Below are 26,346 nucleotides of genomic sequence, written 5' to 3'. Positions count from 1 at the left end.
AATGCAAAAAATATGGAGGTAAATATGGCAAAACGAAAAATTGTCCTTGTTGGATGTGGAGCTGTTGGTAGTAGTTTTATTTACAGTGCCATTAATCAAGGTTTAGCCCAAGAATATGTATTAATTGATGCTTTTGAAGGTATAGCTGAAGGTAATGCGATTGATTTTGCTGATTGTCAAGCAGCTTTAGATCATCCTTTTATTTCGATTAAGGCTGGAAATTACAGTGATTGTAAAGATGCTGATATTATTGTTATTACTGCTGGAAGACCACAAAAAGATGGTGAAACAAGATTAAATATGGTAGCAGATAATGCCAAAATTATGAAGAGCATTGCTTTAGAAATTAAAAAATCAGGATTTAAAGGTGTTACTATTATTGCATCTAATCCTGTTGATATAATGACAACTGTTTATCAAAAAATTACACAATTTGATTATCATCAAGTATTAGGTTCTGGTACAATTTTAGATACCTTACGTTTACAATATTTAATTGGAGAAAAAATTGCAGTTAATCCAAAGTCAGTTGCTGCTTATGTAATTGGTGAACATGGTGATTCTTCAATGATTCCTTGAAGTTCGGTTTCGGTAGGTAATAAAACTATTTATCAACAAATTACTGAAGGTAGAATTAAAGAAAAAGATTTAGAAGAATTAAGAAAAGAAGTAGCACAAAGAGCTTATAAAATTATTAAATTAAAACGCGCAACTTTTTATGGTATTGGTGCAGCATTGGCATTATTAGTAAGAAATATCCTTGAAGGACAAAATCACGTTTTAGTAGCGGGTGCTTATTTACAAGGAGAATATGGACAGCAAGGTTTTTATATTGGTGTACCAACAATACTTTACGAAAAAGGTTGAAAAAGAGTAGTTCAGTTACCATTAACGAAAGAAGAGCAAACGGCATTTGATAAATCTTGTGCAATTATTAAAGAAACTTTAGAAACAGCTTTTGCTGCTATTAAATAAAAGATAGGAGTAGTTTATTCGTGAATACAAGTGTAGAAAATATGAATAATGAAGAAACATTAACAAGTATTGAAACTTATATTGCTGTTTATAAGTATGCATTAAAGAAAGCACAAAGTCCGTTATTAAAAACTTTTTTAATGGGTATTGCGGCCGGACTTTTTGTTGGTATTGCTTATATTGCGGCTATTTTTGGTAGTAGAGGATTAAGTGATAATGGTATTAAAAATTTAACATTTGGTTTTATTTTTACTTTAGCAATTACTATGATTGTCTTTATGGGTGGTGAACTTTTTACTTCTAATTCCATGATATTTATGCCATTAATAAAAAAACAAGTTAAGTTAACAAGAATGTTAATTAACTTACTAGTAGTATTAATTGGTAATTTTATAGGTTGTTTTATTCTTTCATTATTTACATGATGAGCAGGATTTTTTGATAATCAAGCTTTTTTGGATAATGCTGTTAGTATTTTTAATCATAAATTAGTAATGTCTTGATGAAAAGCCTTTTTTAGTGGTATATTATGTAATTTTTTAGTAGCAGGAAGTGTTTATATTTTTCATGCCACTCGTTCATCTACTGCTAAATTTTTATTAATAGGATTAGTAATTATGGTTTTTGCCTTATCTGGTTTTTCTCACGTTGTAGCAAATTCTTATGTTTGAGGATTAGGACCTTTGTTTAATATTTATGGAATTCATAGTGGATTTAATGACTTTTTACAATTTGGTTATCAAGTACAACTTCCAACCTTATTTGGTAATTTTATTGGTGGTGGTATTTTATTACCTGGTATGTATTATTTAATCTTTAGAAAAGAATTACCAAAAATAACATTATAAATATATTATTAGTTTAATATAAAAATTAATCCATTACTTTAGTTTTAAGTAATGGATTTATTAATTTTATGAAAATAAATTAATCGTAAATAGAAGTTATTTGATAAGCATATTTTAAAATTTGTCAAATTAAAGATTTTAAAAAGGAGAATGGTTTTGATAAAAAATATTTTTTAGAAAATAGATTAGAATACTTTAATATTAATTTTTTATTGCATTTATTTTTTTTGAAAATTAAAATGTAATTAACTTCTTAAATTTAAGAAGTTAATGGGGAAAAAGGGGGTTTTCATCATGAAAGCATTATTAAAAACATTAAGTATTTTAACACTTGCAACAACTGTTAGCAGTTTAAGTAGTATTTTAAATACTAATAATATAGGTACGAATGCTAATCAGTTACAAGATTTAAAATGTAATCTTCAACAAAATAAAGATGATATTTCTTTAATTAATTTGAATAAAAAAGGTAAATTTTATTTTTTTAATAATAATCTTGGTTTAGTGATTAATGGAAATCAATTATGATTTTTAGATAAAGATAAGAAGTTTCAAGAAATTTCTAATCTTGATCATATAAGATTCACTGAATTCACTAATGGTCAAGGAGGAAATTACGGAATTTTAACAGAAAAATCTACCAAAAACCTGTATTTATTAACTTCTAATGGTGTTTTAACTTCATTAAAAATAGAAATACTTAAAGAATTTAATCTTTATGGCAAGGTAACAGCAATTAGTAATACAAAATTTTTAATTGAAACAAAAATTTTAAATCACACTATACTTACTCTTGGAGAAGTAAAAGATCAAAAATTAATGCCATTAAAATTTGTTTCTTTATTTCATACAATAAAAGAAATTAACTATATTCGTGATGATGAAGTTATTATTAAGTTAGATAATGGAGACTATAGTCTTTTAATAAGTAATTCCGATTTTACTATTAATAAATTATCGTGAACAGCAAAATATTTTTTTAAAACCAATAGGGAAGTTTGAGTAATTAAAGATGATAATAATCAAGTATTAATTTATGATTATGTAAGTAATACATATTCTAGACATATTCCGTAATTAAATTTTTTAAAAGTCAATTAATAATTTTAAAATTTATTTTATAATTTTGTTATTAACAATAAATTTAGAAAAGTGTTGATAAAAATGATTTTTGAAAATTTAAAAAAATTAAAAAATGAAGAATTTTACAGATATTTTGGTATAAAACGTTTTCATTTTAATGAAATGTTAGAAAAATTAATTGAAATAGAAAAATTAGAAAAAAATAAAGGTCGAAAAAATAAACTTTCAGTAGAAGAAAGATTAATGATGACCTTATTATACTGAAAAGAATATTATACTTTTTTTCAAATGAGTATTAAATCTAAAATGAGCCCATCAAGTTGTTTTTGAAATATTACTTGAGTAGAAAATAAACTTAGTAACCACAAAGATTACCAATTTTTAAAAGAAAGATATAAATTAAAAATTGATAAAAAACAAGAAAATTCAAATGAATTTCAATTTTATTTAATTGATTCAACTGAGATTGAAATTGAAAGACCAACTAAAAAAACTACAGTTAGAATATTTTTCTGGTAAAAGTTGAATGTATTCTATAAAATTTCAAATTGTATATGATTTTTTTAATAAAAAAATTGTTGATATTTTTGCTGATAATGGTAAAGTGCATGATTTTCAAATATTAAAAAATTCAAATCTTGAATTTTCAGAAAAAACAATAATTATTGGTGATTTAGGATATCAAGGTATACAAAATATTTATAAAAATACAATAATACCAATTAAAAGAACTAAAAATAAAAAATTAACTAAACAAGAAAGAAAATACAATAAGATTGTATCTAAAATTAGAATTAAAGTTGAACATGTCTTTGCTTGATTGAAAAGATTCAAAATTTTAGTAAATAAATGTAGAAAATCTAAATTTAGACTTATGTACTTAAGATTTAACTTACTTTGTGAAATTTTTAATAAAATAAAACCATTAAAATAAAAAAAATATTAAAAATATTTTTTTAAAATTTAAATTTTTATCGAGTTAATATAAAAATATTATTAACAATTTTTTGTTTAAAATGTAAACTCATTTTTTAAACTATTTTTTCAAAAAATATTTATTTCTATATTCAATAACACTAAATAGTTTTAAAACAATTTTATTGACAATTAATTAAATTTAATTACGGAATATGTCCTCTGAATTAGATCTTTATGGAATTGATATTATTAGATTAAATAGTAAAACATATATTTTAAAAGCAGATAGTAAAAATATTCAAATTATTGATTCATCAGGTCAAGTTATTAAAGGAAAATATAATTTTGAAATTTCTGATGATTATGATTTATTGAATATTAATAGTCAATTATTACTTTTATTTGATCGACAACAAAAAATGACAGTTAGAATAATTGAGAGAAATCTTAATTCTGAAAATGAATTAGTTGTATTAAAAACAATTAATTTAACTAATGAAATAAGTGAAATAAAATTATTAAATAATCAAGAAAATAAGGGTAAATCTTCAACTAATTTTTTCGTTAAAACATTAAATAATACAAATTATGTTCTTAATATTGATGCAAATATAAACAAAATTGAGAATTTAGAAGTTAATACTAAAAGTATTCCTGATGGAATGAATGGCGAAATTAATAGATATAATAAAACAGTTAGTATTTTTACACAGTATAAAACTGATGACTTATATTGATATCAAGTGTTTTAAATAATATTATTTAAATAATTACCTAGTTACTGATATTTTTTATTTTTAATATTAGTAACATTTTTTCATATAAGGAAGTTTAAAAATAATTCCTTTATTTAATTGAACTAACTATTTAATTATGCAATAATATTGTATTGTATATAACTCAATTATTATTAAGGAGGCGCACAATGCGTGATGGATTAACTTTAAGATGTGAAGTTTGCAAAGAAGAAAATTATATTGCTGATCGTAATAAAAAAACTAAGCCTGAAAAATTAGAAACAAAAAAACATTGTTCTCGTTGTAATCAACATACACTACATAAAGAAAAGAAATAAGTTTTACTTATTTCTTTTCTTTAATTTGCAGTAGAATATACTTAGTTATTAATTAATGATTTATTAAAAGGATTGAATTTAAAATGAAAAATTTAAATAAAAAAGAAATTATTGAAACAATATTAACCAAAAATAAAATAGATGCTATGTTATTTTATTCTCCCGAAAATCGCTTTTGATATAGTGATTTTATTTCAACGTTAGGTTATTTATTGATTAGCAAAAATGATGCAAATTTATTATTAGATGGAAGATATATTACTGAGGGAAAAGAAAATGCCAAAAATGTTAAATGCATTCAATTTAGTAATATTTTTTCTTCATTGAAAGATTTATTAAAATCACAAAAAATTAAAAAAATTGGTTTTGAAGCAGAATATATTACTATTGCTCAACTAGAAAGTTGAAAGCAAGAAATTAAAGATATTGAATTTGTTCCAATTTATGTTAGTTCACTAAGAATGATTAAAGATGAAATCGAAATTGCACGAATTGCAAAAGCTTGTGCTATTGGTGATTTGGCTTTTAATGAAGTTTTAAACTTTATCCGACCTGGTGTTAGTGAAAAAGATGTTGAAGATATAATATTACGTTCATTTGTTAAAAATGGTGCAACAAAAGCATCATTTGATACTATTGTTGCTTCTGGAGAAAGAGGAGCAATGCCTCATGGTAAAGCCAGTAATAAAAAAATTGGCAATAATGAGTTAATTACTTGTGACTTTGGTTGTGTATATGAAGGTTTTTGTTCAGATATGACTAGAACTTTTGCGATTGGTAAAGTTAATCCAAAATTAATTGAAATTCATGAAATAGTTAAGTCAGCACAAATGGCAGGAATTAAGTCTGTAAAGCCGGGTATAGCTATTGGTGAAATTGATAAGATTTGTAGAGAATATATTAAAGAAAAGGGTTATGAACAATATTTTACTCATGGTACTGGTCATGGACTTGGTATTGAAATTCATGAATCACCTTGAGTTATTAAAAATGAATCTACTATTTTAGTTCCGGGAATGGTTATTACTGTTGAACCAGGTATTTATATTCCTAATTTAGGTGGTGTTAGAATTGAAGATGATATTTTAGTTACCAAAGATGGTTATCAAATTTTAACAAAATCATCTCGTGAAATTGATATTTGAAAGGAGAAAAAATAAAAATGATTAACGTTAATGATTTTAAACCAGGAATTACTTTTTTACATAATAAAACTGATATTTTAATAGTTATTGAATCAGCACATTCTAAAAGTGGACGTGGACAAGCGCATGTGAAAGTAAAAGCAAAAAATTTAAGAACACAAGTTATTATTAGTATTACTTTTACTGGTGGTGATACAGTTTATCCAGCTATTATTGATAAACGACCAGCAATTTATAGTTATGATGATGGTATGTATTCAGTTTTTATGGATAATGAAGATTATAATGAAATTAGGATTGATCAATCACGCTTATCATGAGAAAAAAAATTTTTAGTTCCTGGTAATAAAGTATCATTAAGGGTTTATAAAAATTTAGAAATATTAGGTATTGATTTACCTCCTTCGGTAGTATTAGCGGTTGTTGATGCTCCACCAGGAGTAAAGGGAAATAGTGTTTCTAACACGACAAAAACAGCTATTTTAGAAACTGGTTTACAATTACAAGTACCAATGTTTATTAATAATGGTGATAAAATTGTAGTAAGTACAGATGAAGGGAAATACAAAACTCGCGCTTAAGAAAGGTGAATATTATGGAAATACTTATTGAAGAAAGTAAAGTTGGAACATTAAAATTATCTTCGTTAGTTATTAAAAAATTTATTTATATGTTATTAATTAATGATAACTATCAATTAACATTAGAAGATGTTGAAGTTCTAATGTTAGAAACAAATGATATTACTGCTATTAATAATAATATTGTTGTGCGAATAAAATTAATTGTTAATCCAAATGAAGATTTAGTAAATTTAAAAAATAAAATTAATAATTTAATTTTAAGACGTACTGAATCAGCTTTAAATTTATTTTTATTAAATATTCATATAATATTTATTGCTCAAACTAAGGAAGTAGAAATCAATAATGCAAGAACAAAAGAAGATAACCCAGCATCATAAAAGAATTGGCATGATGGAAGTATTATATCAATATTTCCTTGAAGGCCAATCACAACAAGCGTTTAAACAATTTCTTTTTGAAGAAGAAGGTAAGAGTTTAATTACTGAACAATGTGAGATATTAAATAAAATAATTGATTATGAATATGATTTAATAGATTTAATCAATAATAATTTAAAACAAGGATGAGATTTTGAAAATTTAAAACCAATTGAACAAGCAATTTTAATTTTAGCAGTGTATGAAATTGTCCATACTAAAACAGATAAAAAAATTATTATTAATGAAGCTATTATTATAACTAAAGCTTATTGTCCAAATGATGCTTATAAATACATTAATGGTGTTTTAGATAAAATAAATAAGTAATTATAACTAGTATATGATTGAATTTAGTTAATAACTATATTTCTAATATAAATATATTATATTATTTTAAAGATAGTTTTTTATTTTATAATCCAATATTTTTGTTTAATATAACTATTTTTTTTAAAATTAATAGTTAAAAAATAAAAAAATAAAGTATAATATGTTAAGTATCATTTAATTAGGAATTATTGATATCCATATCTTCAAGGATGATTTTTATTGGGTATATAAACTTTTTTAGTTTTTATTAAATTTTCTTTGATAATTGGTTTTAACGTTATTTCTTTTAGTTCATATATTTGATTATTGTAACTAATATATAAGTCATTAATAAATGATTTAAGTACAATTACATCAGTTCTAGGTTTTATATATTGAACTTTGTTATTTTTATAAGGAAAATATTTTTTACTATAATATGTTATAGTTGAACCACTATCTGTTTTTCTTTTAGAAAATCTTGAAAGATAAATATTTATTTCTTTTTGTGTGGGAGCTTTAACCATAGCAGATTTATTATCATCAATAGGAAAGGCAAACTGTTTATTAAAAACGTTTATGTATGTTTTAAGAAATTGATTAGCTTCATTTAATGTTTTAATTTTATTAAGTCGTAATTCACTAATTAATCGACTTTGCAGTGTTCCAAATAAGCGTTCTATTCTACCTTTAGCTTGTGGAATTGAAGTTCTAACTATTTCAACACCTAAATCATTACAGCACTTTTGAAATTGAGTATAAGTGTCATTTTCCGGATTTATTTTTCCTGCATCAACTTTTTTCTTATATCCAAAAACTGTTCTGTTATCAGTATAAAATGTTTTTGGTATACCGTATTGAGTTAAAATTTGATAAAAAACATTATAATAACCATCTAATGTTTCTTGATGATCAAATCATAGTCCAACAATATTTCCAGTAGCATCATCAATTGCAGCATGTAAAAATGCTTTTGGTTTATCATTACCAAATCAATGATGATTACTGGCATCCATTTGAATTAATTCACCAAAATTTGTTCTACGATTTCTTGTTGGATGTAAGTTATTTTTCTTATTTTTATGTTTTTTTGGTGAACTGATTTTTTCTTTAACTAATATAGTATAAAGTGTGCTATATGAAATTTTAATTTTTTCTTCATTAATTATTTTTTCATGAAAATGTTGAAAATTAAAATTATAATATTTTGTTTTATACAAGTTTATAATTTTATTTTTAAGTTCAGTATTTGTTGCTTTATTAGAAATTCTATTGCGAGATTTATGAATAAAACCAACTTTACCTTCTTTATTAAAAATTTGAATTAATTGGTTAATTCTTCTAATAGTTAGATTAAGTTTATTCTTGGCTTGATGTTTAGATAATTTATTAATAAAAATGTCATTTATAATTTTGTACTTATATTTTTCTTTCATAGTCATGCTTCTTTCCATATTTATCACCAAGTATATTTAACTTCACTTTTGGGAAATTATTACTCGATAACTAATAGGAAATTATCACTAAATAATGACATAAACAAATTAAAGAAACAGAATTAAATATAAAAGCTTTAATAGAAGAAATTGATGAAAATGAAAAAAATGCACAACCATTTAAAAATTCAAAATTAAATATTTTAAAAGAAATTATTGATTTACAAGGTCAGTTATATGAAAATAAAGTTAAGAGATAGCCACTTAGCCCTTTTTACTAGACCATTAATTTAAAAAACCTGAATGTATTCTAAAAACAATTGTGTTATATAATTAACACTAATTTTAACCTGAAAGGATTTTTATTAATGGATAAAATTAAACAAATAGCATTAGTAATTAACAAATTAAATATCAAAGAAAAAATTAAAATTATTGATGATTGTAAAAATCAATATTCAATTAGAAACCTATGTCAATATCTTCAATTAAACAGATCAACATATTACTTTTTAAAAAATAAACAAAAACCTATTAAAAAAGAAGAAAATCATATTATTAAATGCAATCATAAATATCAAAAAATATGCCAACTTTTAATCGAATTTCATTCTACAAGAAAAGGCAGAATTTATGGATATTTAAGAATTTTTTCAGCTTTTAAAGAGTGATTAAAACAAGAAAAAAATATCATTTTAAATATAGAATTATCAATAAAACAAATGCGAAAAATTATGAAAGAACACAATATTCAAGGATTAAAACAAACTAAAAATAACTATCCTAAAAACAAAAAAAATCCAAATAAGTGAATACCTACAATGGATAAAGTAAACAAAGATTATAAAAGTACAACCTCTTCAAATCAAATTTGATCAATGGACACTAAACAAATAAATACTAAAGAAGGATGATTATATCTTTTTGTAATTATTGATTTTTATTCAAATAATGTTGTTAGTTATAATATTGCTCCTAATAAATCATATCAGGATTTAATTCTTCCTGCTCTTGAAAAAATCAACAAACAATTTTCTTGAAATCAAGTAAAAAATGTTATTTTACATTCAGATAACGCCAACGAATTTTATTGTCAGGATATCACAAAATGAGCAGAGGATAAACAAATAATTTTAAGCAAAAAACAACCTTATGATATTGGTGGTAATGTATTATCTGAAAACTGATTTTCTCATTTATCTCAAGAATGACTACCTAAAGGATCAAATCAATATTTATCCATCAATGAAGCTATAAATGATGTAAATCAATATGTTATGTTTTATAATTATGAAAGAATACATTCTAAATTTCTAAAACCACCAATTTTACAAATTAAAATTTAGAATTTTATATCAAAAATGGTCCAGTAATTAAGGACCAACCACCATATAAAGAAATATTTGAACAATTAGATTTTATTTTAAAAAATAAAAACTTTGAAGAATTAGAACATTCTATATATTCATCTAAGAAAAATCCTTTTGAAGAAGATGGTGATACAGAATTATTTGATAGTATTAGTTTCTCAGTAATTCAAATTAAGGATTTAGAACAAAAAATATTTGATTTTGAAGAAAAAAATAAAGAAATATTAGATAAAATTGATTTACTTGAACTTGATATTAAAAATTTAAGAGAAAAAAAGCAGAAAAAAATTGAAAACTAACTTTTTTAAATGTATTTACTTTTGGTATTTTTAAATATGTTAGAAACAAAAAAGTTAATAAAGAAATTAAAGAAATAAAATTGAAAACAAGAAATTTAAGAGAAGAAATAAATGAAAATGAAAAAAATATTAAACCACTTAAAGTTTTAAAATTAAATATTTTTGAAAATATTATTAATTTACAAGTCAGTTTGATTAATAAAATTACAAATGAAAAAAATGAAAAAATTTTTGATAAATTAAATTTTATTTCAGAAAATGAAATATCAAAGCAATTTGATGAAGACAATCCTTTTTCTAGTAAAAAACAATTAATTTCAAGAGTTAATATTCAATAGACATATTCCGTAATTAAATTTAATTAATTGTCAATAAAATTGTTTTAAAACTATTTAGTGTTATTGAATATAGAAATAAATATTTTTTGAAAAAATAGTTTAAAAAATGAGTTTACATTTTAAACAAAAAATTGTTAATAATATTTTTATATTAACTCGATAAAAATTTAAATTTTAAAAAAATATTTTTAATATTTTTTTTATTTTAATGGTTTTATTTTATTAAAAATTTCACAAAGTAAGTTAAATCTTAAGTACATAAGTCTAAATTTAGATTTTCTACATTTATTTACTAAAATTTTGAATCTTTTCAATCAAGCAAAGACATGTTCAACTTTAATTCTAATTTTAGATACAATCTTATTGTATTTTCTTTCTTGTTTAGTTAATTTTTTATTTTTAGTTCTTTTAATTGGTATTATTGTATTTTTATAAATATTTTGTATACCTTGATATCCTAAATCACCAATAATTATTGTTTTTTCTGAAAATTCAAGATTTGAATTTTTTAATATTTGAAAATCATGCACTTTACCATTATCAGCAAAAATATCAACAATTTTTTTATTAAAAAAATCATATACAATTTGAAATTTTATAGAATACATTCAACTTTTACCAGAAAAATATTCTAACTGTAGTTTTTTTTAGTTGGTCTTTCAATTTCAATCTCAGTTGAATCAATTAAATAAAATTGAAATTCATTTGAATTTTCTTGTTTTTTATCAATTTTTAATTTATATCTTTCTTTTAAAAATTGGTAATCTTTGTGGTTACTAAGTTTATTTTCTACTCAAGTAATATTTTGAAAACAACTTGATGGGCTCATTTTAGATTTAATACTCATTTGAAAAAAAAGTATAATATTCTTTTCAGTATAATAAAGTCATCATTAATCTTTCTGCTACTGAAAGTTTATTTTTTCGACCTTTATTTTTTTCTAATTTTTCTATTTCAATTAATTTTTCTAACATTTCATTAAAATGAAAACGTTTTATACCAAAATATCTGTAAAATTCTTCATTTTTTAATTTTTTTAAATTTTCAAAAATCATTTTTATCAACACTTTTCTAAATTTATTGTTAATAACAAAATTATAAAATAAATTTTAAAATTATTAATTGACTTTTAAAAAATTTAATTACGGAATATGTCTAATATAGTGATCTTGGTTTTGAAACAGATATTGAAAAAAATCAATCTTGTTTTAGTTTGCCAAATGAAGATAAAGCAGAAGAAAAATTAAGTTCTTCTTTGAAATCAATAAATTCTTTATAAGAAAAAAAGATTTTAGTTAAAAATGAATTTAAAAAGTTATTATTTAAAATAACTTTTTATTTTTATATATTAAATATAATTAATTATCAATTAAATATAATAAATAAGTAACATTATGTACTTATTTATTTCAATGTTATAATTATTTTAAGATTAAATTTAAAAATATATAATTAGATTGGAAGTAAAAAATGATTCCCGAATATCGATTATTTAACCATCTTTTGCTTTTAAAAAGTAATTATTTTTTTAAGCGCGAAATTAAAAAAAAATTAGGTCATTTAAAAGCAAAAGATTATCGTAATACTTATAACTTAATATTTAATAGTAATCAAAATTTAATGTTTATGAAAATAGTAAGTGTTTATTTATATTTTAATAAAATTTCTTATAAAGAATATTTAAGATTAGTTGCAAATTTTATATTAACTATTTCTGCTTTAATTCCTACTTTTAAGCGTCAAGAAAAACAGTTAGATGATTATCAAAATGCCAAGGAACTTTTATTATTACTTGGATGTAAAGACCAAATAAAAGTTTGGTTTGATGATACTTCAAAAGTAGTATTACCTGATTTTTTGGTAAATAATTCTAATTTGAAAAAAGAAAGTTTGCTCATAATTAAAAGATTGGTAAATATTAGTGGTAATATTTTTATTAATTTAACTAAGAATGAAACAAACATAAAAAATAATTATGAGTTTGGAAGTTTATTAATGTTATTTTACTTGTTGGATTTAGAAACTAGAAAAACATTGCTGACAAAAGATAGTACTGATTTAAATTTAAAAGCTTTTTTTTCATATGAAACTTTATTTACTAATAAGTTGATAATTTTAGATGAATTGGTTAAATGTGCTATGCGCTTAGAACAAACTAATTTTAATTTTTATATTAGAATAATGAATTATTCTTTGTTAGGAAATTATCAATAAATTAAGGAGAAAAAATATGAATAATTATGATATAAAAGTTGAAAATATTAAAAGTAAATTTTTAAACATTAATAAAGATATTATTATTGCTTTACCTTCTATTTATGATCAAAATATTGCTTATGAAGTTTATTTAGTTTTTGATGGTAAAGATATGTTACTTAATAGTAATAGTAATATTTTATTTGAAAATAATAGTAATTGTATTTTTATTGGTATTGGTAGTACCAATAATATGACTCGTTTTAATGATTTAGCAACTTATACCAATGATGATGTAAAAATATTAATGACAAAATATTTTCCTGAATTAAAAAAAAGTAACATTGATTTTCTTGGTGGTAATGGTAAAAATTACTTAGAATTTATTATTAATGAGGTTATACCATTTGTTATTAAAAAGTTTAATTTAAAAATTAAAAATTTAAATGCCATTGGTTGTTCTTTGGGAGCATATTTTTGTTTACAAATGTTATATTTATCAAAATTACAATTTACAAAATTATTATTATTTTCGCCAGCAATTTGATTTAATTCACAAATTATTGAAGATTTAAAAACTAAAGTTTTAAATAATAATCAACCTTTAATAGTTGAACTATGGGTAGGAAAAAAAGAACCAAAGTTTTTTGAAGGCAAATTAGTAACAAATTATGAAAGTAATACTATTGAATTAAAAAAAATATTAACTAATAGAAAAATTACTACTAATTTAGTAATTGATGAAAATGGTAGTCATGGTTTTAAATGATGAATTAAATATATTAATGAAAATCCTTTAATTCTTATTACCTAATTGAAACTATGGTTTTTCTTTTTTTCTAAAAATATTATTAATTTTTAGAATTAAAATAATACTTGCAAAAAATAATACAATAGTATTAGTTGTAATAATAGCAGGTTGATTAGACAATATTGCAAAAATAATTCATGTTATTGCTGATAGTACAAAAATAATATACATATATAATGATAATGATTTTGTATCTCTGGTGCGAATTATTTTAAAACTTTGAGGAATTAAAACAATACTAGTTAAAATTGCTCCAATCCAAGATAAAATATTAATTGTAAGTTCCATATCTTTCTCTCCTAAATTCTTACTATATTTTAGTATTCTAAATGTTATTATAAGATATTAATGGTTAAGTTGATAGTAAAAATAATAATTTTAAGTATAATTATTTTAATAAATAAATATATGGGAGGAAAAATGAGCAGAAATAATAGTATTATAAAGTTTAATGAGAATGAATTAAAAATTATTAAAGAAAATATACATTCAATTTATAACAAGATTTTAAATACTTGCTTTAAGCGAATGTTTATAAGCAATGTATATAAAATTATTGCTTATATTATTTTGGCATTAGGTTTTTTTACTATTATGTTAGGGATAATTTTTCTGAGTAGTTTATTACCTGAAAAAGTGTCTAGCACATTTTATTTAGTAATAGTTATTATTGGTATTATTTTTATTTTAGTTGGAACATTGTTAGTAACAGTTGGACAAACTTTTTCTAAAAAAATAAAACGAGAATTTTTAGAATATAATATTAATTATTTAAAAATGGCAGTTAATTCTACTTTTAAAGCAGTTGAAATTACTAATGTTACTAATAATTTTACCATTGTACCACAAAAATTCTTAGTTATTGGTAGTGATTTTAATCATCGTGTTTGAACTGAAAAAGTTATTATTGGTAGTATTAATGATAAAAATTTTAATTGTGGAACAACCTTAGAAAAGATTACTAGAACTTACAAGACAGGAAAAACTACAACTACTAGTACTACATATAATCGATATCTTTATTTTACGTGTTTAATTGATATACAAGATGTAATAACAACGATTGTTCCTGAAACATTAGGTTCAAGAATTATGGGTTCAAATCGTGGTGATCAACTTGAATCAGCAGCATTTGAAAAGTTATTTGCTCTTGATTATAGTGATCCAATTAAGTTAAGAAAGTTATTAGTGCCAAAAGTAATGAGCAAAATGGTTGATTTAGCAAATACACAAGAAAAAATACCACGTATTTATGTCAATAAAAATCAAGTCACTATAATGTTTCCTTATATGAATATTGGTTCTGATAATAGTTCTACTGCTAATTTATTAAATTTAGTTATTGCTAATAGTGAAGAAAAATTATTAGAAAATGTTGTTGAAATGTTAAATTTTACATTAGATATTATAATAAACTCTTATCAATGAGTAGTAAGTTTAGATTTAAGTAAGGAATTATTATTTAAATAATTAAAAAATATTAAAAGTGATTGGGAATCCCAATCACTTTTAAATTTAGATTATTAATCTTGTCATTTTAATTTGCGAGCAGCAATTCCCATAAAAATTGCTAGTATTATTAAACTAATACCTCCATATAAATACATTTCTCATGTCATTTTAAATGTTCCATTTCAACATTCAAAGTAAGGCAAAGTAGAGTATTTAAATGGTGAGAAATAACTAATAATATTTAATACTTTACTACTTGTAATTCAATCAATAGGCATAATTGAGCCACTTAAGTAAGCAACAGGTAAATATAATACGTTGGCAACGGCAATAAATGAAGTAATAGTCTTAAATAGTGATGCTAACATTATTCCTAAACCAATAGTAGTAATAAAAATAATAATAATTCACGGAATCGAAGCACCAATTTGAGTAGGAAGAGCAATAACACTTCAGCCATACGTACCACCAAAGTAAATGCCCCCTCATAATAATGTTCATAAGAAAGAAATTATTGAAGCAAATACACCGATGATAATTACAGCAGTAACAAAAAATAAAGGATGAATATTAGTTGCACCAATTCTTTTTAGTAATACAGATAATTTAAATTCAATAATTGTTTGAGGAATAATAAATATTCCAACTGAAATAATATTAACAATCGCAATACCAGCAATCATTTGTTTAACAGCAGTAATGGTACCAGCAACATCAGCACCAGTATGCCGTATTGATTCTCCTTGAATTCCCAAAATTAGAATTGGATAAACAATTAGAAAAAATGGGACAAAGAAGCCTTTTAGATAATATTTAAACATTAAATTCAATAACGGTATTTGTTTAGAAGGGCGTGTTTTTGCGGCATTTACAATTTTGTTTGGATCTTGCTGACCTTTTTTCTTAGATAATGCTTCTTTTTCTGCAGCAATAGTAGGTTTTTTATATTTTTGAAATTGTTGAGATGTATAGTTATGAACTGAACCATATTCTTTAACGACTTCTTTAACAGTCCGTTTTTCAATAATGTCACCATCATGCATATAAATGATACGTGTACAGAAATGTTCAATTTCACTCATGTTATGAGTAACTAAAATCATTGCTACATTTTTTTCAACAATATTTTTTTGTAAAAAATCAAATATTTCTTCCTTAACTTCAATATCTAAACCAGTTGATACTTCATCTAAAATAACCAAGTCAGGTTTATGAATAACACTTAATAATATATTAAGTCGTTGTTGTTGACCACCAGATAGAAACATAATATTTTTATTTTTAGCAGCTGATAATTGATAGGTATTTAATAATTCATTTAATTGACCAACATTGATTTCGATATTAAATGTTTCTAAATAATAAGTAAGCATATCCATAACAGTAATCCCTGGTGGATATTTTGATTCTTGAAATTGAAAACCAATAACAATGCCTTCTTTTTTTTCAATAACTCCTGAAGTTGCATGTCTAATACCAGCAATAATTTCTGTTAGTGTTGACTTACCACTACCATTTGCACCAATGATTCCAATTCGCTCACCAGCTTTAATTTGAATATTTAATTTATTTAAAACCGTTTTATCACCGTATACTTTAACAATGTCAGTAGCATTAATTAGAAAGTCACTATTTTTAACTCTTTTTTCATGTGTTGTTTCTGTTAAATTTGTTTTTGTTTCTTTTTCTAACATTTTTTATTTCCTCTCCTTTCAATCTAAACTACTATTTTCACTATCTAAATTTGGTTCTAATAAATCATTATATATCATCTTGCTGCTGTTAACAATTAAAATATGAGTAAATAATTTTTATTTTAGGACATATTTCGTAATTAAATTTAATTAATTGTCAATAAAATTGTTTTAAAACTATTTAGTGTTATTGAATATAGAAATAAATATTTTTTGAAAAAATAGTTTAAAAAATGAGTTTACATTTTAAACAAAAAATTGTTAATAATATTTTTATATTAACTCGATAAAAATTTAAATTTTAAAAAAATATTTTTAATATTTTTTTTATTTTAATGGTTTTATTTTATTAAAAATTTCACAAAGTAAGTTAAATCTTAAGTACATAAGTCTAAATTTAGATTTTCTACATTTATTTACTAAAATTTTGAATCTTTTCAATCAAGCAAAGACATGTTCAACTTTAATTCTAATTTTAGATACAATCTTATTGTATTTTCTTTCTTGTTTAGTTAATTTTTTATTTTTAGTTCTTTTAATTGGTATTATTGTATTTTTATAAATATTTTGTATACCTTGATATCCTAAATCACCAATAATTATTGTTTTTTCTGAAAATTCAAGATTTGAATTTTTTAATATTTGAAAATCATGCACTTTACCATTATCAGCAAAAATATCAACAATTTTTTTATTAAAAAAATCATATACAATTTGAAATTTTATAGAATACATTCAACTTTTACCAGAAAAAATATTCTAACTGTAGTTTTTTTTAGTTGGTCTTTCAATTTCAATCTCAGTTGAATCAATTAAATAAAATTGAAATTCATTTGAATTTTCTTGTTTTTTATCAATTTTTAATTTATATCTTTCTTTTAAAAATTGGTAATCTTTGTGGTTACTAAGTTTATTTTCTACTCAAGTAATATTTTGAAAACAACTTGATGGGCTCATTTTAGATTTAATACTCATTTGAAAAAAAGTATAATATTCTTTTCAGTATAATAAAGTCATCATTAATCTTTCTTCTACTGAAAGTTTATTTTTTCGACCTTTATTTTTTTCTAATTTTTCTATTTCAATTAATTTTTCTAACATTTCATTAAAATGAAAACGTTTTATACCAAAATATCTGTAAAATTCTTCATTTTTTAATTTTTTTAAATTTTCAAAAATCATTTTTATCAACACTTTTCTAAATTTATTGTTAATAACAAAATTATAAAATAAATTTTAAAATTATTAATGGTGGTTGGCCCTTAATTACTGGACCATTTTTGATATAAAATTCTAAATTTTAATTTGTAAAATTGGTGGTTTTAGAAATTTAGAATGTATTCTTTCATAATTATAAAACATAACATATTGATTTACATCATTTATAGCTTCATTGATGGATAAATATTGATTTGATCCTTTAGGTAGTCATTCTTGAGATAAATGAGAAAATCAGTTTTCAGATAATACATTACCACCAATATCATAAGGTTGTTTTTTGCTTAAAATTATTTGTTTATCCTCTGCTCATTTTGTGATATCCTGACAATAAAATTCGTTGGCGTTATCTGAATGTAAAATAACATTTTTTACTTGATTTGGTGGTTGGCCCTTAATTACTGGACCATTTTTGATATAAAATTCTAAATTTTAATTTGTAAAATTGGTGGTTTTAGAAATTTAGAATGTATTCTTTCATAATTATAAAACATAACATATTGATTTACATCATTTATAGCTTCATTGATGGATAAATATTGATTTGATCCTTTAGGTAGTCATTCTTGAGATAAATGAGAAAATCAGTTTTCAGATAATACATTACCACCAATATCATAAGGTTGTTTTTTGCTTAAAATTATTTGTTTATCCTCTGCTCATTTTGTGATATCCTGACAATAAAATTCGTTGGCGTTATCTGAATGTAAAATAACATTTTTTACTTGATTTCAAGAAAATTGTTTGTTGATTTTTTCAAGAGCAGGAAGAATTAAATCCTGATATGATTTATTAGGAGCAATATTATAACTAACAACATTATTTGAATAAAAATCAATAATTACAAAAAGATATAATCATCCTTCTTTAGTATTTATTTGTTTAGTGTCCATTGATCAAATTTGATTTGAAGAGGTTGTACTTTTATAATCTTTGTTTACTTTATCCATTGTAGGTATTCACTTATTTGGATTTTTTTTGTTTTTAGGATAGTTATTTTTAGTTTGTTTTAATCCTTGAATATTGTGTTCTTTCATAATTTTTCGCATTTGTTTTATTGATAATTCTATATTTAAAATGATATTTTTTTCTTGTTTTAATCACTCTTTAAAAGCTGAAAAAATTCTTAAATATCCATAAATTCTGCCTTTTCTTGTAGAATGAAATTCGATTAAAAGTTGGCATATTTTTTGATATTTATGATTGCATTTAATAATATGATTTTCTTCTTTTTTAATAGGTTTTTGTTTATTTTTTAAAAAGTAATATGTTGATCTGTTTAATTGAAGATATTGACATAGGTTTCTAATTGAATATTGATTTTTACAATCATCAATAATTTTAATTTTTTCTTTGATATTTAATTTGTTAATTACTAATGCTATTTGTTTAATTTTATCCATTAATAAAAATCCTTTCAGGTTAAAATTAGTGTTAATTATATAACACAATTGTTTTTAGAATACATTCAGGTTTTTTAAATTAATGGTCTAGTAAAAAGGGCTAAGTGGCAAGTGGCAAGTGGCAAGTGGCATGTCGTGATTATAAATATTATGATGAACAATTAAAAAAATGAGTAAGAGTTTGTTTATTAGATGAAGAATTAGAATTACCTAAATATAAAAGAACTTGTCAGGATATCAAAAATAATGTTATTGAACATTTTGCTGACGGAAAAAGATATGTTGATATTTTACATACTATGAAGCAAACAAAATTTAGTACAACAAGTATTAGTAGATTATTTCAAGAATATCAAGTTAATAAATTAGATGTTCCTAAAATAAAATTAGAACCAAATCAATTTATTTATATTAGTATTGATGATGGACATCGAAAATTTTGAAAATTTAAACGCAATTCTGGTAAATATTCAATGCGTTTAGTATTATTTTGTACAGATAATGTTAATCATAAATTAGTTAATAAAAGAGCAGATGTAATAATAAGACCAACAAAAACAGCAATTGGTGTTAAAAAAACTGCTGAATTTATCAAAGAACAAGGAAATAGATTTTTTGAAAATTTTGACCAAGCAAAAATTATTATTTGTGGAGATAGTGCAGGATGAATTAAAGAAGTTGCTGATTATTTAGGTGCAAATTTTGTTTTAGATAAATTCCATTTAGTTAAAAAATTATATGTTGGAATAATCGCTGGAAATAAAGGAAAATATTGAAACGAATATAATACTTGTAGAAATTTTATTGAAAATGGTCAATATGATGAGTTAATAAAATATATGAATGAAATATTAAAAAACCATAAAAAATTAAAAAAACAATATTTTAAAAATAATAAACAAGGTATTGAAAATCAAGGTGCAAAGTGAAATATAGGTTGTTTTACAGAAGGTAATATTTGACATATTTTAAAAGAAATGCTTGGTAATAGAACTTATAACATAAATATTTATATTAAAATGGTTATTTTTAAATGTAATCAAATAAATTTAAAAACATAATTAATTTATTTTTTTATTAAAATTTTAAAAACTTATTAAATTAAAAGTTAATAAGAATTTTTGTTGTGTATAAATATTAAATTTTATTATTGATTTTTTCAATATTTGTATTTTAATTGTAATTCATTTAATTTAGTAGTAAGATGTATTTACAATTGCATATAATTACAATTATTTCTTGTCTATAATTTTAAAGAAATGTTTAAAAAGTAATTATATCCTCCGTTTTTGTTACCATCCCAGGTAATATTTCAGTTACTTTAAATGGTCTTTGAAAAGGAGCAAAAAATCCTACTTTAAGTGATAGAACTAGTGTGGAAAAAGTAAATGATAATACATTTAAAGTTAAAAGAAATGCGGGTGGTATGCATGGTTATAATTATTTAACTATTCGTTATGCAAAAACTAGTTTTTTAACTGGAATGATTAAGAATCATAAAAATAATCATATTTTATTTGATAATTGAATTATTAAAAAAGCAGATACTAATGTTTGATAATTTATATTATTTTTCAAATTTTTTTGTTATGATAAAAAAATTCTAATATAATTTAAATTTTTAAATTGATTAAAATTAAAAATTTGTATAGTATTTTAATTATTATTTTTATATTTTCATTTCTAAAAATTTATCTTTACATTTAATTAAAAATAGTGTATTATATTTAAGTTGTTGATTAATTCGCAATTTTCTTTTAAGATATGATTGATAAAAAAATATCAAAAAGTTGTTAATGATGTCAAAGAAATAAATAATATCATGAAATTATTTGACAACTTTTAATTTTAGAAAAATTAGATGAATTAATACTTTAAAATGTAAGTAAGTATATTATATATAAATAATAAATAAAACTAATCCTTTTTTAAAATAATCCTCTTTTAGAGGTTATTTTTTAGGTTATAATTATCATTTTTTCTAAATTTATTCAAAATTTATTTTTAAGGAGAAATATATGAGTTTTACAGAACTAAATTTAAAACAAGAATTAACTGCTGCTATTGCTAAATGAGGTTATACTACCCCAACACCAATTCAAAAGAAGACAATTCCAGTTTCTTTACAAAAAAAAGATATTATTGGAAAAAGTCATACCGGAACGGGAAAAACTGCTGCTTTTGTCTTACCTATATTACATAATTTAGATATAAAATTATATCGTAATCAAGCCATTATTGTTTGTCCAACTAGAGAATTGGCAATCCAAGTTGCTAAACAAGTAAAAAAATATGCTTATTTTTTAAATGGTGTTAATGTTGCTTTATTATGTGGTGGTGTTAATATTAGAAATCAATTATATGATTTAAGAACTAGTAATATAGTTGTTGGAACACCAGGAAGAATTACTGATCATATTAATCGTGGTAGTTTAAGATTAAATTCAATTAAAACATTAGTTTTAGATGAAGCAGATGAAATGTTAAAAATGGGATTTAAAAAAGATATTGATTTCTTATTTGAGAATTCACCACAAAATATTCAAACTGTCCTTTTTTCAGCAACAATGTCAAAACCAGTTTTAAAAATTGCTGATGATTATCAAAATAATCCAGTTAGTATTACTGTTGAAGATGAAAGTCAAAAATTACAACAAGCAAATATTAAACAATATTATTTTGATTGTCGTAATATAACAAAAGAAACTGCATTAGTTACTTTATATCAAAAATTACAACCACAATTAAGTATTGTTTTTTCAAATACAAAAGCTTTTACTAACAAAATTGCACAATTATTAGAACAAAATAATATTAAATGTGCTGTTATTAACGGTGATAAAAGTCAAAGAGAACGTATGGAAGCAATGAGACAATTTAAAAACGGTAAGGTTAAAGTATTAATTGCTACTGATGTTGTTGCTAGAGGAATTGACATTAATGGCATTGATTATGTTTTTAATTATGATATTCCACGTGAATATGAATACTATACTCATCGTATTGGTAGAACAGCTCGTGCTGGAGCACAAGGAACTGCTATTACTTTAGTAAGTAATAGAGTTCAATATAATGAAATTCAAGAAATTCAATATTATCAAAATCATGAAATTACTTTACTAGATACTACAGGTTGAGATTTACCTAAAAATGTTGTTAAAGTACCAACTAAATTAAATTTTTCATCTCATAATAATAGAAATGATTTTAAACGTAATGTTGATAATAATTCAAAATGAAAAAGAAAACCAAAATATTAAAATTAATCATTTTTATAAAAAAATCACTTAATTATTAAGTGATTTTTTCTTTAAAAATTAATTTTATAAAGTTTTTTTATTTTCATTTTTTTTCTTATTTTCGATTTCTTGTTGTTGTCTTTCTTTTTCAGCTTTTTCGGATTCTTTTTTTAATTTATTAGCTGCAATTTTTTCTTTTATTCTTGCTATTTTTTTCTCTTTTATTTTTTTCATCCATAAAAATCCCTTTCTCACTACTTTTTTGGTATATTTATTCTTATACATCTAAAATACCCAAAATCAGTGTACATTTTTTGGAAAAAAAATAAATATAAAATATTAAAAAAGTCACTCTTTTAAAAAGAGTGACTAAAAATTAAATTTAAATAGTGCTTTTAATTGAATGGCATTGGATGGTATATTCCTGTACTTGTTGATGGTTGGTTATTTATATCATTTGCAAATTGATATGGATTGTCAATAGGAAATTCTTCTATTGATGTTTCGTCATCAGTTTCTTTTTCATTTGATGATTTTTCTGATTCTATTTGTTGTGATAAAACTTCTTCAATACCAGAATCTTCAAATTCTTCTTCCTGATATTTTTTAAACAATTCATCAAAAGTTGTGAATTTCCCATTGTTTTCTAATTTTTCTAAATGTTTTTCAAGAAAAACTGCTTCTTTTTTAGTAAATCCACAACAACTAGTTAATATTTCTGTTATTTTTTTTTATAGTTATTGGTTGATTAAATACATCTTTATAAAAATCAGAAATAGCAAAAGCAATCATATCAATTGCTATTACACCAATTGAAAATCCTAATGTTGTTCATCTAACAAATTTTTCATAAAATAATTTTGTGGCTTTTTGAAATCCATATTCAGTAACTAATGCAGCTTCTGTTTTAACAGCATTAACAGTACAAGTGACTGATAAAAATAAAGGGATTGCCATTAATATTTTTTTATATCTAGTTTGTTTTTCAACTCATTTTGAAAGTTTTTCAGGACAAAGATTAGTTGGAATTCCTAAGTTTGTTAAACCCGATTTAAAAATATTATTAATTGGTCTCATAACAAAATAACGACTTATATTTGCTGCTAAAGCACCTGTAGTAAAAATGTCTTTCGTGATTCAATCATGTAAATTAAAATCTTCTTTAGAAGTATTTTCTAGACATATTCCGTAATTAAATTTAATTAATTGTCAATAAAATTGTTTTAAAACTATTTAGTGTTATTGAATATAGAAATAAATATTTTTTGAAAAAATAGTTTAAAAAATGAGTTTACATTTTAAACAAAAAATTGTTAATAATATTTTTATATTAACTCGATAAAAATTTAAATTTTAAAAAAATATTTTTAATATTTTTTTTATTTTAATGGTTTTATTTTATTAAAAATTTCACAAAGTAAGTTAAATCTTAAGTACATAAGTCTAAATTTAGATTTTCTACATTTATTTACTAAAATTTTGAATCTTTTCAATCAAGCAAAGACATGTTCAACTTTAATTCTAATTTTAGATACAATCTTATTGTATTTTCTTTCTTGTTTAGTTAATTTTTTATTTTTAGTTCTTTTAATTGGTATTATTGTATTTTTATAAATATTTTGTATACCTTGATATCCTAAATCACCAATAATTATTGTTTTTTCTGAAAATTCAAGATTTGAATTTTTTAATATTTGAAAATCATGCACTTTACCATTATCAGCAAAAATATCAACAATTTTTTTATTAAAAAAATCATATACAATTTGAAATTTTATAGAATACATTCAACTTTTACCAGAAAAATATTCTAACTGTAGTTTTTTTTAGTTGGTCTTTCAATTTCAATCTCAGTTGAATCAATTAAATAAAATTGAAATTCATTTGAATTTTCTTGTTTTTTATCAATTTTTAATTTATATCTTTCTTTTAAAAATTGGTAATCTTTGTGGTTACTAAGTTTATTTTCTACTCAAGTAATATTTTGAAAACAACTTGATGGGCTCATTTTAGATTTAATACTCATTTGAAAAAAAGTATAATATTCTTTTCAGTATAATAAAGTCATCATTAATCTTTCTTCTACTGAAAGTTTATTTTTTCGACCTTTATTTTTTTCTAATTTTTCTATTTCAATTAATTTTTCTAACATTTCATTAAAATGAAAACGTTTTATACCAAAATATCTGTAAAATTCTTCATTTTTTAAATTTTTTAAATTTTCAAAAATCATTTTTATCAACACTTTTCTAAATTTATTGTTAATAACAAAATTATAAAATAAATTTTCTGATGAACCAGTTAGAATAATATGACTGCCTGCTCATGTTAGTGTTTCTAAAGTTAAATTAACTAAAAGATTACGTCCTCAATTAGTTACTAATGCTATTGGTTTATTATTTTGTTGTTCCATAGTTTTAATTGTTTTATTTGCTAAAGATATTACTTGTTTAATTTCACTATCATTATTAGCATTATTATTTTCTGTTTGTGAATTAATAATTAGTTTTTTAATTCGTTCAATTTCTTTTTTAAAATTTGGATGATATTCAAATTCTGTTTCTACACAATTTTCAATTTGATTAAATTTCTGTATTAAATCATTAAGTATGGAAATATTTGAAAAATATTTCATTAATTTTTGATGGTCTTCTTCAAATAAAAGTGTTTCAAATATTTCTTTATATTTTTCAAAGTCACTGGTATTAAATTGATTGATTTCAATGGGATTTGTTTTGTTTTTTTTATTAAAAAAACATCTCGTGATCAACTTGAAGCTGCTGAAGTGAAAAATGTGCCAAGTGCAGTATCAAGTAATACCATAACATAATTTTGTCAATTTCAAAATATAGCATCAATATAATCTTGGGATGTGTGTTCTTTACCATCAATGGGAAAATTAGAAACTACTCTTTGTAAATTTTTACCAGTAAGTCCAATATAAATTTCTAATAATCCTAAAAATTTATATGCAATATTTCTTATTATTCCTGGTTTTGTTTGATCAATAAAATTTTGTATTATTGTTAAATATTTATATAGTTTTAATAAAACATTTAAATCTCTATTATTAGAATTTTCTTTAAATAATTTTAATTGTTCATTAAGTGAGTTGGTATTTGTTATAAATTTATTAAGATTATTAATAGTTTTTATAGTAATACCTTCTAAGAATTGATCTTCAAGTGATAATTTTCTTTCTTTTTTTTGAAAAGTTTTTAAATCTAAATTATCATCAATATATTCATCAACATCATTGTATTCTTTTTTATATATTTCTATTGTATTTCTATTAAAGTTTATTTTTAATAATTCTAAAATCACTATAATTACTGTTCCATTTTTTTCAACAAATGTTAGTTTTTGTCAGTATTGATTGTTATTAATGGTAATAGTGCTTTCATTAAAAAAAGTTAAACTATCAAAGTTATTTTTAATTTGGGTTTCATATTTTCAATTTCCATTATCATCGAGTTTTTTTGTGTTGTTCCTCCAAAACGACTATTACAATTTATTCAATTATTTTCTTC

34 protein-coding genes are annotated in these 26,346 nt (G+C 22.0%); 19 read left to right on the top strand and 15 right to left on the bottom strand.

Features of this window, described 5'->3' with window-relative positions; all coding sequences use genetic code 4:
* The first annotated feature begins 24 nt into the window (after positions 1 to 24).
* From AAHM89_RS09185 to nusB, 11 genes are all read left to right on the top strand, one after another.
* Complete coding sequence (locus tag AAHM89_RS09185) at positions 25 to 975, top strand: L-lactate dehydrogenase (protein ID WP_252320496.1); 951 nt, start codon at positions 25 to 27, stop codon at positions 973 to 975.
* A gap of 41 nt (positions 976 to 1,016) precedes the next feature.
* The gene (locus AAHM89_RS09180) at positions 1,017 to 1,823 is read left to right on the top strand and encodes a formate/nitrite transporter family protein (protein WP_342266136.1); all 807 of its coding nucleotides are present in this window, start codon (positions 1,017 to 1,019) and stop codon (positions 1,821 to 1,823) included.
* Positions 1,824 to 2,117: 294 nt separating this feature from the next.
* Entirely contained in the window at positions 2,118 to 2,900 is a 783-nt protein-coding gene (locus AAHM89_RS09175) for a hypothetical protein (RefSeq protein WP_342266135.1), read from the top strand.
* Between the two features lie 87 nt (positions 2,901 to 2,987).
* Entirely contained in the window at positions 2,988 to 3,425 is a 438-nt protein-coding gene (locus AAHM89_RS09170) for a transposase family protein (RefSeq protein WP_342266134.1), read from the top strand.
* 7 nt (positions 3,426 to 3,432) lie between these two features.
* Entirely contained in the window at positions 3,433 to 3,840 is a 408-nt protein-coding gene (locus AAHM89_RS09165; protein WP_339045908.1) for a transposase family protein, read from the top strand.
* Positions 3,841 to 4,036: 196 nt separating this feature from the next.
* Positions 4,037 to 4,576, top strand: coding sequence for a hypothetical protein (locus tag AAHM89_RS09160; protein WP_342266133.1), 540 nt, complete (start codon positions 4,037 to 4,039; stop codon positions 4,574 to 4,576).
* 173 nt (positions 4,577 to 4,749) lie between these two features.
* Positions 4,750 to 4,899 (top strand): 50S ribosomal protein L33, encoded by a 150-nt coding sequence (gene rpmG / locus AAHM89_RS09155; RefSeq protein WP_174481164.1) that lies wholly within the window; start codon positions 4,750 to 4,752, stop codon positions 4,897 to 4,899.
* An 83-nt stretch (positions 4,900 to 4,982) separates the two neighbouring features.
* Positions 4,983 to 6,059, top strand: a complete 1,077-nt coding sequence (locus tag AAHM89_RS09150; RefSeq protein WP_342266132.1) for an aminopeptidase P family protein — start codon at positions 4,983 to 4,985, stop codon at positions 6,057 to 6,059.
* 2 nt (positions 6,060 to 6,061) lie between these two features.
* Complete coding sequence (gene efp / locus AAHM89_RS09145; protein ID WP_342266131.1) at positions 6,062 to 6,625, top strand: elongation factor P; 564 nt, start codon at positions 6,062 to 6,064, stop codon at positions 6,623 to 6,625.
* A 14-nt stretch (positions 6,626 to 6,639) separates the two neighbouring features.
* The gene (locus AAHM89_RS09140; protein ID WP_252320429.1) at positions 6,640 to 7,008 is read left to right on the top strand and encodes a hypothetical protein; all 369 of its coding nucleotides are present in this window, start codon (positions 6,640 to 6,642) and stop codon (positions 7,006 to 7,008) included.
* On the top strand, positions 6,974 to 7,378 hold the full coding sequence (gene nusB / locus AAHM89_RS09135) for a transcription antitermination factor NusB (protein WP_339046318.1): 405 nt from the start codon (positions 6,974 to 6,976) through the stop codon (positions 7,376 to 7,378). The genes AAHM89_RS09140 and nusB overlap by 35 nt, the downstream gene beginning before the upstream one ends.
* Before the next feature lie 188 nt (positions 7,379 to 7,566).
* On the opposite strand, the gene AAHM89_RS09130 is transcribed toward nusB, so the two are convergent.
* On the bottom strand, positions 7,567 to 8,814 hold the full coding sequence (locus AAHM89_RS09130) for an ISNCY family transposase (RefSeq protein ID WP_342266130.1): 1,248 nt from the start codon (positions 8,812 to 8,814) through the stop codon (positions 7,567 to 7,569).
* A gap of 350 nt (positions 8,815 to 9,164) precedes the next feature.
* Here AAHM89_RS09130 and AAHM89_RS09125 point away from each other — a divergent pair, with 350 nt between their 5' ends.
* Together AAHM89_RS09125 and AAHM89_RS09120 are read left to right on the top strand one after the other, a co-directional pair.
* The gene (locus AAHM89_RS09125; protein ID WP_342265776.1) at positions 9,165 to 10,142 is read left to right on the top strand and encodes an IS3 family transposase; all 978 of its coding nucleotides are present in this window, start codon (positions 9,165 to 9,167) and stop codon (positions 10,140 to 10,142) included.
* A gap of 403 nt (positions 10,143 to 10,545) precedes the next feature.
* Positions 10,546 to 10,803, top strand: coding sequence for a hypothetical protein (locus tag AAHM89_RS09120; protein ID WP_342266129.1), 258 nt, complete (start codon positions 10,546 to 10,548; stop codon positions 10,801 to 10,803).
* 200 nt (positions 10,804 to 11,003) lie between these two features.
* On the opposite strand, the gene AAHM89_RS09115 is transcribed toward AAHM89_RS09120, so the two are convergent.
* The 3 genes from AAHM89_RS09115 to AAHM89_RS09105 are packed head-to-tail and all read right to left on the bottom strand — an operon-like array spanning position 11,004 to position 11,858.
* Positions 11,004 to 11,411 carry a transposase family protein gene (locus AAHM89_RS09115; RefSeq protein WP_339045908.1) on the bottom strand — a complete coding sequence of 136 codons (408 nt, stop codon included), beginning with the start codon at positions 11,409 to 11,411 and terminating at the stop codon, positions 11,004 to 11,006.
* 23 nt (positions 11,412 to 11,434) lie between these two features.
* Positions 11,435 to 11,650, bottom strand: coding sequence for a hypothetical protein (locus AAHM89_RS09110; RefSeq protein WP_342266076.1), 216 nt, complete (start codon positions 11,648 to 11,650; stop codon positions 11,435 to 11,437).
* A complete protein-coding gene (locus AAHM89_RS09105; RefSeq protein ID WP_342266128.1) occupies positions 11,640 to 11,858 on the bottom strand; it encodes a hypothetical protein in 219 nt (72 codons plus the stop codon). The genes AAHM89_RS09110 and AAHM89_RS09105 overlap by 11 nt, the downstream gene beginning before the upstream one ends.
* 415 nt (positions 11,859 to 12,273) lie before the next feature.
* On the opposite strand from AAHM89_RS09105, the gene AAHM89_RS09100 reads away from it, so the two are divergent.
* Positions 12,274 to 13,017 carry a hypothetical protein gene (locus tag AAHM89_RS09100; protein WP_338959250.1) on the top strand — a complete coding sequence of 248 codons (744 nt, stop codon included), beginning with the start codon at positions 12,274 to 12,276 and terminating at the stop codon, positions 13,015 to 13,017.
* Between the two features lie 16 nt (positions 13,018 to 13,033).
* Positions 13,034 to 13,813 (top strand): alpha/beta hydrolase-fold protein, encoded by a 780-nt coding sequence (locus AAHM89_RS09095; protein WP_339039631.1) that lies wholly within the window; start codon positions 13,034 to 13,036, stop codon positions 13,811 to 13,813.
* A gap of 6 nt (positions 13,814 to 13,819) precedes the next feature.
* On the opposite strand, the gene AAHM89_RS09090 is transcribed toward AAHM89_RS09095, so the two are convergent.
* A complete protein-coding gene (locus tag AAHM89_RS09090; protein WP_286641432.1) occupies positions 13,820 to 14,098 on the bottom strand; it encodes a SemiSWEET family sugar transporter in 279 nt (92 codons plus the stop codon).
* Between the two features lie 132 nt (positions 14,099 to 14,230).
* Between AAHM89_RS09090 and AAHM89_RS09085 the strand changes: the two genes are divergently transcribed.
* On the top strand, positions 14,231 to 15,280 hold the full coding sequence (locus tag AAHM89_RS09085) for a DUF3137 domain-containing protein (RefSeq protein WP_342266127.1): 1,050 nt from the start codon (positions 14,231 to 14,233) through the stop codon (positions 15,278 to 15,280).
* 53 nt (positions 15,281 to 15,333) lie between these two features.
* Here AAHM89_RS09085 and AAHM89_RS09080 read toward each other — a convergent pair whose 3' ends face one another.
* From AAHM89_RS09080 to AAHM89_RS09065, 4 genes are all read right to left on the bottom strand, one after another.
* Complete coding sequence (locus AAHM89_RS09080) at positions 15,334 to 16,956, bottom strand: ABC transporter ATP-binding protein/permease (protein WP_342266126.1); 1,623 nt, start codon at positions 16,954 to 16,956, stop codon at positions 15,334 to 15,336.
* 327 nt (positions 16,957 to 17,283) lie between these two features.
* Positions 17,284 to 17,691 carry a transposase family protein gene (locus AAHM89_RS09075; RefSeq protein WP_339045908.1) on the bottom strand — a complete coding sequence of 136 codons (408 nt, stop codon included), beginning with the start codon at positions 17,689 to 17,691 and terminating at the stop codon, positions 17,284 to 17,286.
* Positions 17,692 to 17,715: 24 nt separating this feature from the next.
* The gene (locus AAHM89_RS09070; RefSeq protein WP_342266125.1) at positions 17,716 to 18,138 is read right to left on the bottom strand and encodes a transposase family protein; all 423 of its coding nucleotides are present in this window, start codon (positions 18,136 to 18,138) and stop codon (positions 17,716 to 17,718) included.
* A gap of 461 nt (positions 18,139 to 18,599) precedes the next feature.
* Positions 18,600 to 19,577, bottom strand: coding sequence for an IS3 family transposase (locus tag AAHM89_RS09065; RefSeq protein WP_342265776.1), 978 nt, complete (start codon positions 19,575 to 19,577; stop codon positions 18,600 to 18,602).
* Between the two features lie 104 nt (positions 19,578 to 19,681).
* Between AAHM89_RS09065 and AAHM89_RS09060 the strand changes: the two genes are divergently transcribed.
* The 3 genes from AAHM89_RS09060 (at position 19,682) to AAHM89_RS09050 (ending at position 22,837) form a co-directional block, all read left to right on the top strand.
* The gene (locus AAHM89_RS09060) at positions 19,682 to 20,638 is read left to right on the top strand and encodes an Mbov_0401 family ICE element transposase-like protein (RefSeq protein ID WP_342266124.1); all 957 of its coding nucleotides are present in this window, start codon (positions 19,682 to 19,684) and stop codon (positions 20,636 to 20,638) included.
* A gap of 314 nt (positions 20,639 to 20,952) precedes the next feature.
* Complete coding sequence (locus AAHM89_RS09055) at positions 20,953 to 21,138, top strand: hypothetical protein (RefSeq protein WP_342266123.1); 186 nt, start codon at positions 20,953 to 20,955, stop codon at positions 21,136 to 21,138.
* A gap of 457 nt (positions 21,139 to 21,595) precedes the next feature.
* A complete protein-coding gene (locus AAHM89_RS09050; RefSeq protein WP_339039580.1) occupies positions 21,596 to 22,837 on the top strand; it encodes a DEAD/DEAH box helicase in 1,242 nt (413 codons plus the stop codon).
* A 63-nt stretch (positions 22,838 to 22,900) separates the two neighbouring features.
* Here the strand turns inward: AAHM89_RS09050 and AAHM89_RS09045 are convergent, their stop codons facing one another.
* The 6 genes from AAHM89_RS09045 to AAHM89_RS09020 all read right to left on the bottom strand — a co-directional run bounded on the left by AAHM89_RS09045 (position 22,901) and on the right by AAHM89_RS09020 (position 26,140).
* Positions 22,901 to 23,050 carry a hypothetical protein gene (locus AAHM89_RS09045; protein WP_342266122.1) on the bottom strand — a complete coding sequence of 50 codons (150 nt, stop codon included), beginning with the start codon at positions 23,048 to 23,050 and terminating at the stop codon, positions 22,901 to 22,903.
* A 161-nt stretch (positions 23,051 to 23,211) separates the two neighbouring features.
* The gene (locus tag AAHM89_RS09040; RefSeq protein ID WP_342266121.1) at positions 23,212 to 23,430 is read right to left on the bottom strand and encodes a hypothetical protein; all 219 of its coding nucleotides are present in this window, start codon (positions 23,428 to 23,430) and stop codon (positions 23,212 to 23,214) included.
* A gap of 91 nt (positions 23,431 to 23,521) precedes the next feature.
* Positions 23,522 to 23,893: a hypothetical protein gene (locus AAHM89_RS09035; RefSeq protein WP_342266120.1), complete on the bottom strand. Its 372-nt coding sequence runs from the start codon at positions 23,891 to 23,893 to the stop codon at positions 23,522 to 23,524.
* A gap of 302 nt (positions 23,894 to 24,195) precedes the next feature.
* Positions 24,196 to 24,603, bottom strand: a complete 408-nt coding sequence (locus tag AAHM89_RS09030; protein WP_339045908.1) for a transposase family protein — start codon at positions 24,601 to 24,603, stop codon at positions 24,196 to 24,198.
* A 23-nt stretch (positions 24,604 to 24,626) separates the two neighbouring features.
* The gene (locus tag AAHM89_RS09025) at positions 24,627 to 25,451 is read right to left on the bottom strand and encodes a transposase family protein (protein ID WP_342266119.1); all 825 of its coding nucleotides are present in this window, start codon (positions 25,449 to 25,451) and stop codon (positions 24,627 to 24,629) included.
* On the bottom strand, positions 25,451 to 26,140 hold the full coding sequence (locus AAHM89_RS09020; protein WP_342266118.1) for a hypothetical protein: 690 nt from the start codon (positions 26,138 to 26,140) through the stop codon (positions 25,451 to 25,453). The genes AAHM89_RS09025 and AAHM89_RS09020 overlap by 1 nt, the downstream gene beginning before the upstream one ends.
* Between the last annotated feature and the right edge of the window lie 206 nt (positions 26,141 to 26,346).

Origin of the sequence: Spiroplasma endosymbiont of Villa modesta (assembly GCF_964030925.1) — a bacterium.
Taxonomy (GTDB): domain Bacteria; phylum Bacillota_I; class Bacilli_A; order Mycoplasmatales; family VBWQ01; genus Spiroplasma_E.
This window is presented reverse-complemented; position numbering and strand designations above follow the sequence as displayed.